General features: G+C 63.7%; 15 protein-coding genes. 12 read left to right on the top strand and 3 right to left on the bottom strand.

Annotation, left to right across the window (positions count from 1 at the left end; translation table 11 throughout):
• Positions 1–5 precede the first annotated feature (5 nt).
• A complete protein-coding gene (gene tusA, locus AC0KXH_RS07975; protein ID WP_041105295.1) occupies positions 6–254 on the bottom strand; it encodes a sulfurtransferase TusA in 249 nt (82 codons plus the stop codon).
• A 62-nt stretch (positions 255–316) separates the two neighbouring features.
• A complete protein-coding gene (gene rlmM / locus AC0KXH_RS07970; protein WP_061339353.1) occupies positions 317–1,366 on the bottom strand; it encodes a 23S rRNA (cytidine(2498)-2'-O)-methyltransferase RlmM in 1,050 nt (349 codons plus the stop codon).
• A gap of 172 nt (positions 1,367–1,538) precedes the next feature.
• Here rlmM and acnA point away from each other — a divergent pair, with 172 nt between their 5' ends.
• Both acnA and AC0KXH_RS07960 read left to right on the top strand, forming a co-directional pair.
• A complete protein-coding gene (gene acnA, locus AC0KXH_RS07965) occupies positions 1,539–4,214 on the top strand; it encodes an aconitate hydratase AcnA (RefSeq protein WP_488224453.1) in 2,676 nt (891 codons plus the stop codon).
• A 352-nt stretch (positions 4,215–4,566) separates the two neighbouring features.
• Positions 4,567–6,135, top strand: coding sequence for a methyl-accepting chemotaxis protein (locus tag AC0KXH_RS07960; RefSeq protein WP_165563595.1), 1,569 nt, complete (start codon positions 4,567–4,569; stop codon positions 6,133–6,135).
• A 15-nt stretch (positions 6,136–6,150) separates the two neighbouring features.
• Here AC0KXH_RS07960 and AC0KXH_RS07955 read toward each other — a convergent pair whose 3' ends face one another.
• Positions 6,151–6,852 carry an alpha/beta family hydrolase gene (locus AC0KXH_RS07955; protein WP_224109744.1) on the bottom strand — a complete coding sequence of 234 codons (702 nt, stop codon included), beginning with the start codon at positions 6,850–6,852 and terminating at the stop codon, positions 6,151–6,153.
• Between the two features lie 61 nt (positions 6,853–6,913).
• On the opposite strand from AC0KXH_RS07955, the gene ccoN (AC0KXH_RS07950) reads away from it, so the two are divergent.
• The 10 genes from ccoN (AC0KXH_RS07950) (at position 6,914) to AC0KXH_RS07905 (ending at position 17,961) form a co-directional block, all read left to right on the top strand.
• The gene (gene ccoN, locus AC0KXH_RS07950; protein ID WP_014820504.1) at positions 6,914–8,338 is read left to right on the top strand and encodes a cytochrome-c oxidase, cbb3-type subunit I; all 1,425 of its coding nucleotides are present in this window, start codon (positions 6,914–6,916) and stop codon (positions 8,336–8,338) included.
• A 13-nt stretch (positions 8,339–8,351) separates the two neighbouring features.
• Entirely contained in the window at positions 8,352–8,963 is a 612-nt protein-coding gene (gene ccoO, locus AC0KXH_RS07945) for a cytochrome-c oxidase, cbb3-type subunit II (protein ID WP_014820505.1), read from the top strand.
• An 83-nt stretch (positions 8,964–9,046) separates the two neighbouring features.
• Positions 9,047–9,979 carry a cytochrome-c oxidase, cbb3-type subunit III gene (gene ccoP / locus AC0KXH_RS07940; RefSeq protein ID WP_041105287.1) on the top strand — a complete coding sequence of 311 codons (933 nt, stop codon included), beginning with the start codon at positions 9,047–9,049 and terminating at the stop codon, positions 9,977–9,979.
• 355 nt (positions 9,980–10,334) lie between these two features.
• Entirely contained in the window at positions 10,335–11,762 is a 1,428-nt protein-coding gene (gene ccoN / locus AC0KXH_RS07935; protein ID WP_488224452.1) for a cytochrome-c oxidase, cbb3-type subunit I, read from the top strand.
• Between the two features lie 12 nt (positions 11,763–11,774).
• On the top strand, positions 11,775–12,386 hold the full coding sequence (ccoO, locus tag AC0KXH_RS07930; protein WP_041105284.1) for a cytochrome-c oxidase, cbb3-type subunit II: 612 nt from the start codon (positions 11,775–11,777) through the stop codon (positions 12,384–12,386).
• A 6-nt stretch (positions 12,387–12,392) separates the two neighbouring features.
• On the top strand, positions 12,393–12,575 hold the full coding sequence (locus tag AC0KXH_RS07925; protein ID WP_041105282.1) for a CcoQ/FixQ family Cbb3-type cytochrome c oxidase assembly chaperone: 183 nt from the start codon (positions 12,393–12,395) through the stop codon (positions 12,573–12,575).
• Positions 12,576–13,493, top strand: a complete 918-nt coding sequence (ccoP, locus tag AC0KXH_RS07920; protein ID WP_041105280.1) for a cytochrome-c oxidase, cbb3-type subunit III — start codon at positions 12,576–12,578, stop codon at positions 13,491–13,493.
• A 139-nt stretch (positions 13,494–13,632) separates the two neighbouring features.
• Positions 13,633–15,045 carry a cytochrome c oxidase accessory protein CcoG gene (ccoG, locus tag AC0KXH_RS07915; RefSeq protein WP_041105278.1) on the top strand — a complete coding sequence of 471 codons (1,413 nt, stop codon included), beginning with the start codon at positions 13,633–13,635 and terminating at the stop codon, positions 15,043–15,045.
• A gap of 10 nt (positions 15,046–15,055) precedes the next feature.
• Complete coding sequence (locus tag AC0KXH_RS07910) at positions 15,056–15,562, top strand: FixH family protein (RefSeq protein ID WP_395764676.1); 507 nt, start codon at positions 15,056–15,058, stop codon at positions 15,560–15,562.
• Positions 15,562–17,961, top strand: coding sequence for a heavy metal translocating P-type ATPase (locus AC0KXH_RS07905; RefSeq protein WP_488224451.1), 2,400 nt, complete (start codon positions 15,562–15,564; stop codon positions 17,959–17,961). The genes AC0KXH_RS07910 and AC0KXH_RS07905 overlap by 1 nt, the downstream gene beginning before the upstream one ends.
• Positions 17,962–17,997: the final 36 nt, after the last annotated feature.

Here is a 17,997-nt window from a genome sequence, read left to right as displayed (position 1 = left end):
TCGACTCAGTCGAGCTTCTTGCGGATCCAGTACAGGTAGGTGCCGGCCTCTTCCTGGCGGTCGACCAGCTCGTGGCCGAGAAAGACGCAGAACTTGGGAATATCGCGTTGCGTGGACGGGTCGGTGGCGATCACCTTCAGCAACTCGCCACCGGCCAGGTCGCGCACCTTGTTGTGCAGCATCATCACCGGCTCGGGGCAGTTCAGGCCGGTGGCATCGAGCACCGCATCGACGGTCAGGTCAGTCTGGGTCATGTGAACTCCAAAAGATCAGGCGCGCATTGTCACGCAAGCCTTGGCCGAGGTCACCTGCCGCCTCACAACCGGCGCAGGTGACAGGTGACTTCTTCGCGGTCGTGATAGAGCTGCTTGCAACCGATGCTGGCGCGCACGCCACGTTCGGCAAGCCCGTCGCGGATGCGTTCCAGCAAGCGACGCACCTCGGCGTAGCGTTGCTTCATCGGCAGCTTCAGGTTGACCACCGCTTCGCGGCACAGGCCCTCGCCGATCCAGGTTTCCAGCAGCGCCGCATTGCGTGCCGGCTTCTCGACGATGTCGCAGACCATCCAGTCCACTGGCTTGCGCGGGCGAAAGGCGAAGCCGTCGGCGCGGAAATGATCGACCAGGCCGGAGTCCATCAGTTCGGCGTTCATCGGCCCGTTGTCCACCGCGCTGACGCGCATGTGGCGGTTGACCAGCTGCCAGGTCCAGCCGCCGGGCGCCGCGCCCAGATCGACTGCGGTCATTCCCGGCGCCAGGCGGGTGTCCCACTGGTCGCGCGGAATGAAATGGTGCCAGGCCTCCTCGAGCTTGAGCGTCGAGCGGCTGGGCGCCTGGCGCGGGAACTTCAGCCGCGGTATGCCCATCGGCCAGAACGCGCTGTTGCCAATCTCGGCCACGCCGGCAAACACCTCGCGCCCGCTCTTGAACGTCAGCAGCAGGCGCGGCCCGCCGCTCTTGTCCACCAGGCGACCAGCCTTGAGCAGCGCCTTGCGCAACGGCGCCTCGAACTTGCGGCAAAAGGTCGAGAGCTCCTTGCCGTCATTGGTATCGGTGACCTCCAGCCACAGCTCGCTGCACACCGGATAGCCGGCCAGTTGCTCGAGCAGGACCGAGATGCGATCGGTTTCCGGCAACTGCACAAAGGCGCCGCGCGCCCACTGACGGGGGAAGATCAACTCGCGAAAGCGAGTCCCGTGCATCAGGCGCTCGGCATCGGCTGCATCGTTGCAGACGAACTCGGCGTAGGCGCTGTCCGGCTTGGCGCGGGCGTAGCCGGGCACATCGAGCCGGGCAGCCTGTTCGCTGAGCTCGGCACAGGCCTCGCCCTCGAAGCCCGGACGGCAGTGCAACAGCAGTGAATTCATGGGTCGATCCTGTTCGGGCAGCCGCTGGGGGCGGCCATGATAGCGGAACCGCCGGCGCCCCGGCCCTGTCCAGTGAGGTAGCGAAACACCCTGGCCAGAGCTAGGGTCAAACAGGTTCTGGCCTGTTCATTCTGTCAATGTCCCGCTAGGCGGGCCCACAAGGAGATGCGCGATGCCGTCCCTGGACAGCCTCAATTGCCGGCGAAGCCTCGAGGTAGCCGGCAAGACCTACCACTATTACAGCCTGCCCGATGCGGCGACTCACCTGGGCGACATCAGCCGCCTGCCCACCTCGCTCAAGGTGCTGTTGGAAAACCTGTTGCGCTGGGAAGACGGCGTGACAGTACGAGGCGAGGACTTCGACGCGCTGGCGCAATGGCTGCAGACGCGCAGCAGCGAGCGTGAAATCCAGTACCGCCCGGCCCGCGTGCTGATGCAGGACTTCACCGGCGTACCGGCGGTGGTCGACCTGGCCGCCATGCGCGATGCCGTGGCCCGCGCCGGGGGCGACCCGCAGAAGATCAATCCGCTGTCGCCGGTGGACCTGGTGATCGATCACTCGGTCATGGTCGATCGCTTCGGCAGCGACCAGGCGTTCCACGAGAACGTCGAGATCGAGATGCAGCGCAACGGCGAACGCTACGAGTTCCTGCGCTGGGGCCAGCAGGCCTTCGACAACTTCAGCGTGGTGCCGCCGGGCACCGGCATCTGCCATCAGGTCAACCTGGAATATCTCGGCCAGGTGGTCTGGACGCGCGAGGAAGACGGCGCCACCTATGCCTACCCCGACACGCTGGTCGGTACCGACTCGCATACCACCATGATCAATGGCCTCGGCGTGCTCGGCTGGGGCGTTGGCGGTATCGAAGCCGAAGCGGCGATGCTCGGCCAGCCGGTTTCCATGCTCATCCCGGAAGTCGTCGGCTTTCGCCTGACCGGCAAACTGCGCGAAGGCGTGACGGCCACCGACCTGGTGCTCACGGTCACGCAGATGCTGCGCAAGCACGGGGTGGTCGGCAAGTTCGTCGAGTTCTACGGGCCGGGCCTCGATCACCTGCCGCTGGCTGACCGCGCCACCATCGGCAACATGGCGCCGGAGTACGGCGCGACCTGCGGCTTCTTCCCGGTCGACCAGGTGACCATCGACTACCTGCGTCTGACCGGGCGCAACGACGACCGCATCGCCCTGGTCGAAGCCTACTGCAAGGCGCAAGGAATCTGGCGCGACAGCCAGACGCCGGATCCAATCTTCACCGCCTCGCTCGAACTCGACCTCGACCAGGTCCAGCCATCGCTCGCCGGCCCCAAGCGTCCGCAGGACCGGGTCGACCTCAAGGAGATCGGCGCCGCCTTCGATCTGCTGCTGGAAACCGGCGGCAAGAAGCAGCAGGCCGACACTCCGGCGCCCGTTGCCGGCGAGGATTTTTCGCTGAAGCACGGCGCGGTGGTGATTGCCGCGATCACCTCCTGCACCAACACCTCCAACCCCAACGTGCTGATGGCTGCCGGGCTGCTGGCCAAAAAAGCGGTCGAGCGCGGCCTCAAGCGCCAGCCGTGGGTCAAGTCCTCACTGGCGCCGGGCTCGAAGGTCGTCACCGACTACCTCGAGCGTGCCGGCCTGACGCGCTACCTCGACCAACTCGGCTTCAACCTGGTCGGCTATGGCTGCACGACCTGCATCGGCAATTCGGGGCCGCTTCCAGAGGCGATCGGCCAGGCGATCTCCGACAACGACCTGATCGTTTCCTCGGTGCTCTCGGGCAACCGCAACTTCGAGGGGCGCGTGCATCCGTTGGTCAAGGCCAACTGGCTGGCTTCACCGCCGCTGGTCGTGGCTTTTGCGCTGGCCGGCACCACCCGCATCAACATGGATACCGATCCGCTGGGCTACGACGCGAGCAACCAGCCGGTCTACCTGCGCGACATCTGGCCAAGCAGCGCCGAGGTGAGCCAGGCGGTCGGCATGATCGACGGCGAGATGTTCCGCAGCCGTTACGCCGATGTGTTCACCGGTGACGAGCACTGGCAACGCATCGCCGTCAGTGCCGGCGACACCTACCAGTGGAACGCCTCGTCCACCTACGTGCAGAACCCGCCCTTCTTCGAAGGAATTGGCGAGCCGCCGGCGCCGCCGCGGGATATCGACAATGCGCGAATCCTGGCGCTGTTTGGTGACTCGATCACTACCGACCATATTTCGCCGGCCGGCAACATCAAGGCCAGTTCGCCGGCGGGGCTGTACCTGCAGCAGCTGGGCGTCAAGCCGGAGGACTTCAACTCCTATGGCTCACGGCGCGGCAATCACGAAGTGATGATGCGCGGCACCTTCGCCAACATCCGCATCAAGAACGAGGTGCTCGGCGGCGAGGAAGGCGGCGAGACCCTGCACCAGCCGAGCGGCGAGCGGATGTCGATCTACGACGCGGCGATGCGCTATCAGCAGGAAAACGTGCCGCTGGTAGTCATTGCCGGCAAGGAATACGGCACCGGCTCCAGTCGCGACTGGGCCGCCAAGGGCACCAACCTGCTTGGCGTCAAGGCGGTGATCGCCGAGAGCTTCGAGCGCATCCACCGCTCGAACCTGATTGGCATGGGGGTACTCGCGCTGCAGTTCGTCGGCGAGCAAAGCCGCAAGACGCTTGGCCTGAACGGACGCGAAACCTTGTCCATTCGCGGCCTGGGCGGGGAAATCAAGCCGCGCCAGTTGCTGACCGTGGACGTCGAGCGCGAGGACGGCTCGCGCAGCAGCTTCCAGGTGTTGTGCCGCATCGACACGCAGAACGAAGTCGAGTACTTCAAGGCCGGCGGCATCCTGCATTACGTCCTGCGCCAGCTGATCGGCAGCTGAGTTCGTCCAGCGCAAATAGAAACGCCGGAGCAATCCTTGCTCCGGCGTTTTTGCGTCCCTTCTCGATGCATCTCCCCCGGCACTCCGGCCACGGCCACCCTGCGGCGTCGATCAGTTCCCTTGAAACCTTCGGCGAATGGTTTTCTGCCGACTCGAGAGAGACCATAGGCCCTAAAAATGACAGGGATATTAAGCCCTTGCCCGCTGGTCGCCTATTCCGAAGCGAACTGATCTGATGGTCAGCTTCCGTTCAAGAAGGCGCTAACCGAGCCGACTAAACAACCGGACCTGCAAAAAGAACAAATAGGTAGCAGGTCGCACCACTTTCTTACCTGCCGGACGTGCCTCCTCGATGCGTAACAATCAGCCCGTAACCCAGCGCGAATACGCCTTCCCCGACCAGCAGCGCCTGATCTCCACGACCAACCTCAAAGGCCAGATCACTTACTGCAATGACATCTTCGCCGAGGTCAGCGGCTTCGATCGCGCGGAGCTGATCAACGCACCGCATAACATCATCCGCCATCCAGATGTCCCGCCAGCGGTGTTTGCGCACATGTGGGCAACGCTCAAGGACGGCCGACCCTGGATGGGCATCGTCAAGAACCGTCGCAAGAACGGCGACCATTACTGGGTCAATGCCTACGTCACGCCGGTTCTCGACGCGGCACGCAACGTTACCGGCTACGAGTCGGTGCGCACCCAGCCAACGCGCGAGCAGGTTGGCCGCGCCGAAGCCCTCTATGCCCGGCTCAACGCAGGCAAGCGCGGCATTCCGTTGATCGACCGCTGGGTGCCGCTGCTTCTCAACTGGCTGCCCTTCATACTGATCAGCCAGGTTGGCTTCGCCATCGGTGTCTGGCTCAACCACGGCCCGGGTTTCGCCGTCGCGGCGTTGCTATCGATTCCCCTGGGCCTGGCGGGCCTGCATTGGCAGCAGCGCGGGATGAAGCGCCTACTCGGGCTGGCCCGGCAAACCACCAGCGATCCGCTGATCGCGCGCATGTACACCGACAGCAAGGGCGTCGAAGCCCAGCTGGAAATGGCCATGCTGAGCCAGCAGGCCCACCTCAAGACCTGCCTGACGCGCCTGCAGGACAGTGCCGTACAACTGCAGGGCCAGGCAGGACGCACCGACACACTGGCCCAGAGCTGCTCCGATGGCCTGGCGCATCAACATCAGGAAACCGAGCAGGTCGCGACGGCGGTCAACCAGATGGCGGCCACCACCCAGGAGGTCGCCGGAAACGTGGCGCTGGCCGCCGAAGCCACCCAGCAGGCCACGGACCTGACGGTGCGCGGGCGCGACGTGACCGGCGAGACGCGCAAGGCGATCGAGCGGCTCTCTGCGGCGGTGGCGCGGACCGGCGAGGTAGTCAATCGACTCGCCCGTGACAGCGACGAGATCGGCAGCGTGGTCGATGTGATCAAGGGCATTGCCGACCAGACCAACCTGCTGGCCTTGAATGCGGCCATCGAGGCTGCGCGGGCGGGCGAGAGTGGCCGCGGCTTCGCCGTGGTCGCCGACGAGGTACGCCAACTGGCGCAGCGCACCGCCGAAGCCACCGGGCAGATTCACCAGCTCATCGAGAAGCTGCAGCAGCAGGCCAGGCACGCAGTCGAGGCGACCGAGAGCGGCCGCGTGGAAGCCGAGCGGGGTGTAGGCCAGGTGGTCGAAGCCGACCTGGCGCTGGCGGGCATCAGCGAGGCGATTGGCAACATCACCGAAATGGCCACGCAAATCGCGTCCGCCACCGAGGAGCAGAGCGCCGTAGCCGAAGAAATCAGTCGCAACGTGGGCACCATCGCCCAGCTGACCGACCGCACCTCGGGCGATGCACGCAGCCTCGCGCTGCTGAGCGAGGACCTGGCGGCTACCGCGCAGGCGCAGTATTCGCTGGTCGAGCGCTTCAATCGCTGAGCGGGCGAAAGCCTGTCAGACGCCGGGCGCCGGCAGCAGCCGGCTTAGCCAGGCCGAAATCGCATCGGCGGCGCTGTCCAGGTGCCCGCCATGGGTCAGCCCGGAACGTTTCAGCGGCTTGAGGTCATGATCGGCGGCCTCGAGCCACTGCAGCTCGATCGCCGGTGACAACGCGTAGCGGGCAACGGTCTGCCGATCACCCAGCGCATCGCGCTCGCCCTGCACGATCAGTGTCGGGGTACGAAGAGTGCCCAGATGCGCCACCCGCGGCTTTTCCGGCTTGCCCGCGGCATAGAACGGATAACCGAGACAGACCAGCGCATCGACCCCCAACTCGTCGGCCACCAGGCTCGCCATACGGCCGCCCATGGACTTCCCGCCGATCGCCAAAGCGCCTGTGGTTTGCTGTCGCACCCAGGCGTACATCGCCCGCCACTCCTCCTCTAGCCGGGCCGCCGGACTGGGCGGCCGTTTGCCTCCACTCAGTCTTCGCTCGGCCATGTACCGAAACTCGAAGCGACACACGGCAATGCCGCGCGCGGCAAGGCGCTCAGCGATTTCCGACATGAACGGGCTGTCCATCGACGCGCCCGCTCCGTGCGCCAGCACGAGGGTCGCCCAGGCCCCGTCAGCCGGGCGATTCCAGCAGACGAAATGGCCATTGTCACAATGTGTGTATTGACCTTGGTCAATACCGGCGAATTGCCCTTTCCCCATGCTTGCCTCGCTTTCCTAGGAAAGAAAATCTGCTCATTTAGCCGTGGATGGAAGCCCATACATGAACACAGCAACCAGTACCGCCTATCACTACAAGGTGGTCCGCCAATTTGCCATCATGACGGTGGTGTGGGGAATCGTCGGGATGGGGCTCGGCGTTTTCATCGCAGCACAGTTGGCTTGGCCATTCTTGAACTTTGACCTGCCGTGGACGAGCTTCGGCCGCCTGCGACCTCTGCACACCAACGCGGTGATCTTTGCCTTTGGTGGCTGTGCACTGTTCGCAACGTCCTACTACTCGGTCCAGCGCACCTGCCAGACCACGCTCTTCGCGCCAAAACTGGCGGCCTTCACCTTCTGGGGCTGGCAGCTGGTCATCCTGCTCGCCGCGATCTCCCTGCCGCTGGGTTTCACCAGCTCCAAGGAATACGCCGAACTGGAGTGGCCGATCGACCTGCTGATCACGGTCGTCTGGGTTGCCTATGCAGTGGTGTTCTTCGGCACCCTGGCCACCCGCAAGGTCAAGCACATCTATGTGGGTAACTGGTTCTTCGGCGGCTTCATCCTGACCGTGGCGATCCTGCACATCGTCAACAACCTGGAGATTCCGGTCACGGCGATGAAGTCCTACTCGCTGTATGCCGGCGCCACCGATGCCATGGTCCAGTGGTGGTACGGCCACAACGCCGTAGGCTTCTTCCTGACCGCAGGCTTCCTCGGCATCATGTACTACTTCGTGCCGAAGCAGGCCGAGCGCCCGGTGTATTCCTACCGCCTGTCGATCGTGCACTTCTGGGCACTGATCACCGTGTACATCTGGGCCGGCCCGCACCACCTGCACTACACCGCGCTGCCGGACTGGGCGCAGAGCCTGGGCATGGTGATGTCGCTGATTCTGCTGGCTCCGAGCTGGGGCGGCATGATCAACGGGATGATGACCCTCTCCGGTGCCTGGCACAAACTGCGTAGCGACCCGATCCTGCGCTTCCTCGTCGTCTCCCTGGCGTTCTACGGCATGTCGACCTTCGAAGGTCCGATGATGGCGATCAAGACCGTCAACGCGCTTTCCCACTACACCGACTGGACCATCGGCCACGTACACGCCGGCGCCCTCGGTTGGGTGGCGATGGTCTCCATCGGCGCGCTGTACCACCTGATTCCGAAGGTCTTCGGGCGTCAGCAGATGCACAGCATCGGCCTGATCAACACCCACTTCTGGCTGGCCACCATCGGCACCGTGCTCTACATCGCCTCGATGTGGGTCAACGGTATCGCTCAGGGCCTGATGTGGCGTGCGATCAACGAGGACGGCACCCTGACCTACTCCTTCGTCGAAGCGCTGGAAGCCAGCCACCCCGGCTTCGTGGTGCGCATGATCGGCGGTGCGGTCTTCTTCACCGGCATGCTGGTGATGGCCTACAACACCTGGCGCACCGTGCGTGCGGCCAAGCCGGCGGAATATGACGCTGCCGCGCAGATCGCTTGAGGAGCCGAGGTAAATGAAACAGCACGAAAAACTTGAAAAGAACGTCGGCCTGCTGGCCCTGTTCATGATCCTCGCGGTGAGCATCGGCGGCCTGACCCAGATCGTTCCGCTGTTCTTCCAGGACGTGGTCAACGAACCGGTCGCCGGGATGAAGCCCTACACCGCGCTGCAACTGGAAGGCCGCGACATCTATATCCGCGAGGGCTGCGTCGGCTGCCATTCGCAGATGGTCCGTCCGTTCCGCGCCGAAACAGAGCGCTACGGCCACTACTCGGTTGCCGGTGAAAGCGTCTACGACCACCCGTTCCTGTGGGGCTCCAAGCGCACCGGCCCGGACCTGGCCCGCGTGGGCGGCCGCTACTCCGATGACTGGCACCGTGCGCACCTGTACAACCCGCGCAACGTCGTCCCCGAGTCGAAGATGCCTTCCTACCCCTGGCTGGTGGAGCACACCCTCGACGGTCAGGACACCGCCAAGAAGATGCAGGCGCTGCGCACGCTGGGCGTGCCCTACAGCGACGAAGACATCGCTGGTGCGCGCGACGCCGTCAAGGGCAAGACCGAGATGGATGCCATGGTCGCCTACCTGCAGGTACTGGGTACGGCGCTGACCAACAAGCGCTGACACGGCTAATGAGCAAGGGGCTGCCCGCAGCCCCTGGGACCAATCAAGGGCAGCCGGGCGTTCGGGCTGCCCAGGAGTAGAACATGAGCAATTTCTGGAGTGGATACATCGCCCTGCTGACGCTGGGCAGCATCGTCGCTCTGTTCTGGCTGATCTTCGCCACCCGCAAGGGCGAACCGGCCGGCATGACGGACAAGACGATGGGGCATTCTTTCGATGGCATCGAGGAGTACGACAACCCGCTGCCGCGCTGGTGGTTCCTGCTGTTCATCGGCACGCTGTTCTTCGGCATCATCTACCTGATCCTGTACCCGGGCCTGGGCAACTGGAAGGGCGTACTGCCGGGCTATGAGGGTGGCTGGACGCAGGACAAGCAGTGGCAGCGCGAGATGGATGCGGCCGAGCAGAAGTACGGTCCGATCTTCGCCAAGTACTCGGCGATGTCGATCGAGCAGGTGGCTCAGAACGACGAAGCGATGAAGATGGGCGCCCGTCTGTTCGCCAACTACTGCACCATCTGCCATGGCTCCGATGCCAAGGGCGCCATGGGCTTCCCGAACCTGACCGACAGCCACTGGCGCTGGGGCGGCGAGCCCGCCGCGATCAAGACCACCATTCTCAATGGCCGGATCGCTGCCATGCCGGGCTGGGGTCAGGTGATCGGCGAAGAAGGCGTGAAGAACGTCGCCGCCTACGTTCGCCAGGATCTGGCCGGCCTGAAGCTGCCGGAAGGCACCGTGGCCGACGTTGAAGCCGGCAAGGCGATCTTCGCCCAGAACTGCGTGGCCTGCCACGGCCAGAAGGGCGAAGGCATGGCGATGATGGGCGCACCGAACCTGACCGCACCGTCCGGCTGGATCTATGGCTCCGGGCTGGCACAGCTGCAGCAGACCATCCGTCATGGCCGCAATGGCCAGATGCCTGCCCAGGAGCAGTATCTGGGCAAGGACAAGGTCCACGTGCTGGCGGCTTACGTTTACAGCCTGTCGCACAAAGCGGAACCTGCATCCAACTAAAAAGTCCTAGAGGGCGGTACACTCGTACCGCCTCTCTGGCCTTGTCCACGAACATACTTCGGTCGCATGCGACGCTCTGTCGCACCAGTGGCGACCAACCGCCCTTCCCCCTCCCCCACTTACAGTCCTAAGCTTTCGCAGCGGCTCGCCTGGTAGCGCACAGTTCAAGGCGAAGCTCGCCAAAGACAGGCACCGGCAGGGTGCCCGAACGCCCCCTCGATGCGTATGGAAAACGCTTGCAATCGGGGTTCTGGCGGGTCGAGACAGTCCTGGCGTCGTTTGCATTGCCCCCCTGCTTTCTCCATACTCGCCGCCGTTTTTGCCCTTCGAAATGCCATTAGCGTGGAAGCCTTGCATGAGCACAGCAATAAGTGAGACTGCTTATAACTATAAGGTGGTTCGCCAATTCGCCATCATGACGGTGGTATGGGGAATCGTGGGTATGGGTCTGGGTGTTTTCATCGCCGCACAACTGGTGTGGCCGGCACTCAACCTCGATCTACCGTGGACGAGCTTCGGCCGCCTGCGACCTCTGCACACCAACGCGGTGATCTTCGCCTTCGGCGGTAGCGCACTCTTCGCGACGTCCTATTACGTCGTGCAGCGCACCAGCCAGGCTCGCCTGTTCTCCGACTCTCTGGCTGCCTTTACCTTCTGGGGATGGCAGGCGGTGATCGTCCTGGCGGTCATCACGCTGCCGATGGGTTACACCAGTTCCAAGGAGTACGCCGAACTGGAGTGGCCGATCGATATCCTGCTGGCGATCGTCTGGGTTTCCTACGCGCTGGTGTTCTTCGGCACCATCATGAAGCGCAAGGCCAAGCACATCTATGTGGGCAACTGGTTCTTTGGCGGCTTCATCCTGGTCACGGCGATGCTGCACATCGTCAACAACCTGGAAATGCCGGCCGGCTGGTTCAAGTCGTACTCGATCTATTCCGGTGCGACCGATGCCATGGTCCAGTGGTGGTACGGCCACAACGCCGTAGGCTTCTTCCTGACCACCGGCTTCCTCGGCATGATGTACTACTTCGTGCCGAAGCAGGCCGAGCGCCCGGTGTATTCCTACCGCCTGTCGATCGTGCACTTCTGGGCACTGATCACCCTCTATATCTGGGCCGGCCCGCACCACCTGCACTACACCGCCCTGCCCGAGTGGGCGCAGAGCCTGGGTATGGTGATGTCGATCATCCTGCTGGCTCCGAGCTGGGGCGGCATGATCAACGGCATGATGACCCTGTCCGGCGCCTGGCATAAGCTGCGCACCGACCCGATCCTGCGCTTCCTGGTGGTCTCGCTGGCGTTCTACGGCATGTCCACCTTCGAAGGTCCGATGATGGCGATCAAGACCGTCAACGCGCTTTCCCACTACACCGACTGGACCATCGGCCACGTACACGCCGGCGCCCTCGGCTGGGTTGCGATGATCACCATCGGTTCGATGTACCACCTGATCCCGCGCGTCTTCGGCCGCGAGCAGATGCACAGCATCGGGCTGATCAACGCCCACTTCTGGCTGGCCACCATCGGCACCGTGCTCTACATCGCCTCGATGTGGGTCAACGGCATCACGCAGGGCCTGATGTGGCGTGCGATCAACGAAGACGGCACCCTGACCTACTCCTTCGTCGAAGCGCTGGAAGCCAGCCACCCGGGCTTCATCGTGCGTGCGCTCGGCGGCGCCTTCTTCCTCACCGGCATGCTGCTGATGGCTTACAACACCTGGCGCACCGTGCGTGTGGCCAAGCCGGCGCAATACGACGTCGCTGCGCAAATCGCTTGAGGAATTAGCTAGATGAAACAGCACGAGAAACTCGAGAAGAACATCGGCCTGCTGACGCTGTTCATGATCCTGGCGGTAAGCATTGGCGGTCTGACCCAGATCGTTCCGCTGTTCTTCCAGGACGTGGTCAACGAGCCGGTCGAGGGCATGAAGCCCTACACCGCGCTGCAACTGGAAGGCCGCGACATCTATATCCGCGAGGGCTGCGTCGGCTGCCATTCGCAGATGGTCCGTCCGTTCCGTGCGGAGACCGAGCGCTACGGCCACTACTCGGTTGCCGGCGAAAGCGTCTACGACCATCCGTTCCTGTGGGGCTCCAAGCGCACCGGTCCGGACCTGGCCCGCGTTGGCGGCCGCTACTCCGACGACTGGCACCGTGCGCACCTGTATAACCCGCGCAACGTGGTTCCCGAATCGAAGATGCCTTCCTACCCCTGGCTGGTGGAACACACCCTGGACGGCAAGTCCACTGCGACCAAGATGCAAGCGCTGCGCACGCTGGGCGTGCCCTACAGCGACGAAGACATCGCTGGTGCACGCGACGCCGTCAAGGGCAAGACCGAAATGGACGCCCTTGTCGCCTATCTCCAGGTGCTGGGCACTGCACTCACGAACAAACGGTAACGCGTTATGGATATCGGGACTCTCCGCGGCCTTGGCACTGCACTGGTATTCGTCGCCTTCATAGGCGTCGTGCTCTGGGCCTACAGCAGCAAACGCAAGAAGAGCTTTGACGAAGCCGCCAACCTGCCTTTCGCAGACGAGACCGACGCCAAGAAGCGTGACGAAGAAGCTTCCAGGAGTAAGAAATAAATGACGTCGTTTTGGAGTTGGTACATCACACTGCTGAGCCTGGGCACGATCGCCGCCCTGGTTTGGCTGTTGCTGGCGACCCGCAAGGGACAGCGCCAGGAAAGCACCGAAGAGACCGTCGGACACTCGTACGACGGAATCGAGGAGTACGACAACCCGCTGCCGCGCTGGTGGTTCATGCTGTTCGTCGCCACCGTCGTGTTCGCCCTCGGTTATCTGGCTCTTTACCCGGGCCTGGGCAACTGGAAAGGCGTGCTGCCGGGCTATGAAGGCGGCTGGACCCAGGTCAAGCAGTGGCAGAAGGAAGTGGACAAGGCCAACGAGCAATACGGCCCTCTGTACGCCAAGTTCGCCGCGATGCCGGTCGAGGACGTCGCCCAGGACGCACAGGCGCTGAAGATGGGTGGTCGCCTGTTCGCCTCCAACTGCTCGGTCTGCCACGGTTCCGATGCCAAGGGGGCTTACGGCTTCCCCAACCTGACCGACAACGACTGGCTGTACGGCGGTGAGCCCGAGACGATCAAGACCACCATCATGCACGGTCGCCAGGCCGCCATGCCGGCGTGGAAGGACGTGCTCGGCGAAGCGGGCATTCGCAACGTTGCCGGCTATGTGCGCAGCCTTTCCGGCCGCGATACCCCCGAGGGTGTCGAGGTAGACGTTGAGCAGGGTCAAAAACTCTTCGCCACCAATTGCGTAGCCTGTCATGGAGCGGATGGCAAGGGTAACCACGCCATGGGCGCACCCAACCTGACCGACAACGTATGGCTGTATGGTTCCAGCTTCGCGCAGATCCAGCAGACCCTGCGTTACGGCCGTAACGGTAAGATGCCCGCCCAGGAAGCCAACCTTGGCAACGACAAGGTGCACCTGCTGGCCGCTTATGTTTACAGCCTGTCCCAGCAGCCGGAGAAGTGATTCGGCGAGGTCAGGGGCGACGACCTGTCGCACCTGACCTTATACCTCCGGGCGTACCATGCGCAGCTGGAACAGCTAATGGATCCCGACCGGCATGCATCGGACGGGGCACCCCACACTCCGCCGTGGTACGCACTTGATGACTGAGCAGATTCCCGTTCGCGACGTAACCCCTCCGGCCAAGTCCGAGGCCTCCAACGACCTCTACGCGGCCCGCGAAAAGATCTATACCCGCGCCTTCAGCGGCGTGTTCCGCAACCTGCGACGCTTCGGCGGCGCACTGTTGTTTGTCCTCTACTTCGGTACCGTCTGGCTGAACTGGGATGGCCGACAGGCCGTCTGGTGGGACCTGCCAGAACGCAAATTCCATGTCTTCGGTGCGACCTTCTGGCCGCAGGACTTCATGCTCCTGTCATGGCTACTGATCATCTGCGCCTTCGGCCTGTTCTTCATCACGGTCTTCGCCGGCCGAGTCTGGTGTGGCTACACCTGCCCGCAGAGTGTGTTTACCTGGGTCTTCATGTGGGCCGAGAAGGTGACCGAGGGCGACCGCAACCAGCGCATGAAGCTGGACAAAGCCCCGATGACAGGCAACAAGTTCGCGCGCAAGGCAGCCAAACATGCCATCTGGCTGGTCGTCTCGCTGCTGACCGCCATTACCTTTGTCGGTTACTTCACGCCGATCCGCGAACTCGTACCTGATCTGCTCACGCTGCAGGTCGGCGGTTGGGCGCTGTTCTGGATCGGCTTCTTCACGCTGGCCACCTATGGCAACGCCGGCTATCTGCGTGAGCAGGTGTGCATCTACATGTGCCCCTATGCACGCTTCCAGAGCGTGATGTTCGACAAGGACACCCTCATCGTGTCCTACGATCCGCGGCGTGGCGAAAAGCGCGGCCCGCGCAAGAAGGACGCCGACTACAAGGCCATGGGCCTGGGCGACTGCATCGACTGCACCATGTGCGTACAGGTCTGCCCGACCGGCATCGACATTCGTGATGGCCTGCAGATCGAATGTATCGGGTGCGCGGCGTGCATCGACGCCTGCGACGCGATCATGGACAAGATGAACTACCCGCGCGGACTGATCAGCTATACCACCGAGCACAACCTGTCCGGGCAGAAGACCCATCTGCTGCGGCCGCGCCTGATCGGCTACGCTATCGCGCTGCTGGCGATGATGTCGCTGTTCAGCTTCGCCCTCTACAGCCGCCCGCTGGTCAAGCTGGATGTCCTCAAGGACCGCGTGCTGTACCGCGAAAACGAGATGGGCCAGATCGAGAACGTGTATACGCTCAAGGTCATGAACAAGGCGCAGAAGCCGCAGACCTTCGTGATCGAGGCTCGTGGCCTGGACGGCCTGACGTACTCGGGCCGCAGCGAAGTTCAGGCCGCCGCCGGCGAGCTGGTAACCGTTCCGGTCGAGCTGTCGATCGCTCCGGAGAAACTGCCGTCCAGCACCAATGAGATCTCCTTCCATGTCAAGTCGGCCGACGACCCCTCGGTCAACGATGACGCCGACAGCCGCTTCATCGGGCCGAGCATCCGCTAACAGGTAATACATGCAAAGCAATAACGAACAGACACGTTGGTACACCCAGTTCTGGGCCTGGTTCGTCATCACCATCCTGCTGATTGCGGTGGTGCTCGGTGTCTCGATGCTCACCATCGCCATCCGCAATGCCGATACCCTGGTCGCGGACAATTACTACGACGTCGGCAAGGGCATCAACCAATCGCTGGAACGCGAGAAGCTCGCCGAGCAGCTGAACCTGCGCGCGCAACTGACGCTCAACGAGGAGCGCGGCCTGGCCGAGCTGCAACTGAGCGGTGACAGTCGTCCGCAGCAACTGGTGCTCAACATCATCTCGCCGACGCAGCCGGAGCGTGACCGTCGAATCATTCTTCAGCCGCAAGGCGACGGCTTCTACCAGGGTCAGCTTCCCGAGGCGATCGCCGGCCGGCGCTTCGTCGAGCTGATCGGGCGCGAGGGCGAGCAGGACTGGCGTCTGTTCGACGAGAAGCAGGTTGAAGCCGGCAGGATGCTGGAACTGAAGCCAAGCCACTGATGGCAACCCCTGCTCCCTGCTACCACTGCGGCCTGCCGGTACCGGCAGGCTCGCACTTCCATGCCAGAGTGCTCGGCGAAGTGCGCCAGCTGTGCTGTCCGGGCTGCCAGGCGGTGGCTGAGGCCATCGTCAAGGGTGGCCTGGAAAGCTACTACCAGCACCGCAGCGACGCGGCGATCAATCCCGAAGCCTTGCCCAAGGTACTCGGCGAAGAACTCGCACTCTACGATCGGGCTGACGTGCAGCAGCCATTCGTCCGCCACGAGGGCGATCTGGCCAGCACATCGCTGATGATCGAGGGCATAAGCTGTGCAGCCTGCGGCTGGCTGATCGAACGGCATGTACGCAACCTGGCCGGTGTCGCCGAAGCGAGCCTCAACCTGTCGAACCACCGCCTCCAGGTTCGCTGGAGCGATACAGCGCTTCCCCTGAGCGAGCTGCTCGCGGAGCTGCGCCGGATTGGCTACGCCGCCCACCCCTACCAGGCCGACCAGGCAGCGGAGCGATTGGCCAGCGAAAACCGGCGCTCGCTGAGACAGTTGGGCGTGGCCGGCCTGTTATGGATGCAGGTGATGATGGCCACCATGGCCACCTGGCCAGAGTTCAATATCGACCTGTCTGCGGGCATGGACAGCATCTTGCGTTGGACAGCGCTGCTGTTGACCACGCCCATCGTCTTCTATTGCTGCACCGACTTCTTCAAGGGTGCACTGCGCGATCTGCGCACCCGTCATCTGACCATGGATGTCTCGGTTTCGCTGGCCATCGCCGGCGCGTACCTGGCCGGTATCTGGTCGACCATCACCGGCCATGGCGAGCTGTATTTCGATGCGGTCGGCATGTTCGCGCTGTTTCTGCTTGCCGGGCGCTATCTGGAGCGCCGTGCGCGCGAGCGGACTGCAGCAGCCACCGCACAGCTGGTAAATCTGCTACCGGCGTCATGCCTGCGCCTGGACGCCGCGGGTCAGTCGGAACGGGTCCTGCTGAGCGAACTGAAGCTCGGTGATCGGGTGCTCGTGCAACCCGGCGGCCTGATTCCCGCCGACGGGCGCATCCTTAGCGGGCAATCGAGCGTCGACGAATCGGTACTGACCGGCGAGTACCTGCCGCTGCCAAGAGCGCCCGGCGACGCGGTCACCGCCGGAACGCTCAATGTCGAGGGCCCGCTGACCGTGGCAGTCGACGCGCTTGGCGACGACACCCGGCTCTCGGCCATCGTCCGGCTGCTCGAGCGCGCCCAGTCGGACAAACCGAAGCTTGCCGAGATCGCCGACCGCGTATCGCAGTGGTTCCTGGTTATCGTGCTGCTCGCAGCGGCGGTGGTCGGGCTGGTCTGGTGGTACATCGACCCGCAAAGGGCTTTCTGGATCGTGCTGGCACTGCTGGTCGCTACCTGCCCCTGTGCCCTGTCACTGGCGACGCCGACTGCCCTGACCACCGCCACCGGAACCTTGCACAAGCTCGGATTGCTCTTGACCCGCGGGCACGTGCTCGAAGGCCTGAACCACATCGATACCGTGGTTTTCGACAAGACCGGCACGCTGACCCAGGGACGCCTTACCCTGACCGCCGTGCATCCCCTCGACAGCGAGGATGCCGACCGCTGCCTGGCGTTGGCAGCGGCGCTGGAAAATCGCTCGGAGCATCCCATTGCCCGCGCCTTCGGTCGCGCGCCGCAACCTGCCGATAGCGTCGACAGCGTGCCAGGGCTCGGCCTGGAAGGCCGTGTCGGCGGTCGCCAGCTGCGTATTGGCCAGGCATCCTTCGTCGCGGCGCTGTACGCCGGGGAAGCCCCGCCGATTCCGGGCGACCAGGGGCAATGGCTGCTGCTGGCGGACACCACGGGGCCGCTCGCCTGGTTCGTACTGGACGATCGCCTGCGCGACGATGCGCTCGCTCTGCTCTCCGCCTGTCGCAAACGCGGCTGGAAGACCCTGCTGCTTTCCGGAGACAGTTCGCCAATGGTGGGCCGGATAGCCGAGGAGCTGGGTATCGACGAGGCGCGAGGCGGTCTGACCCCGGCAGATAAGCTGGTACGGCTGCAAGCCATGCAGGCTGCCGGTGCCCGCGTGTTGATGCTTGGCGACGGAGTCAACGACGTGCCGGTACTGGCCGCCGCCGACATCAGCATCGCCATGGGCAGCGCAACGGACCTGGCCAAGACCAGCGCGGACGCGGTGCTGCTGTCCAATCGGTTGCAGAGCCTGGTCAGTGCATTTCAGGTCGCCAGGCGCAGCCGCCGCATCATCATTGAAAACCTTGCCTGGGCCTCCCTGTACAATGGCCTGATCCTGCCGTTCGCCGCAGTGGGCTGGGTAACCCCGCTCTGGGCTGCGCTGGGCATGTCGGCCAGCTCGCTGCTCGTGGTGCTCAACGCGTTGCGGCTGACGCGCCACTAATCCTGCCGGCAAATGTCGGCGGCACCTACCACGGAG

The sequence above is a fragment of the Stutzerimonas sp. CXK-1 genome (assembly GCF_057738225.1).
The sequence above is the reverse complement of the archived record's forward strand: the minus strand, read 5'-3'. Positions and strand labels throughout refer to the sequence as shown.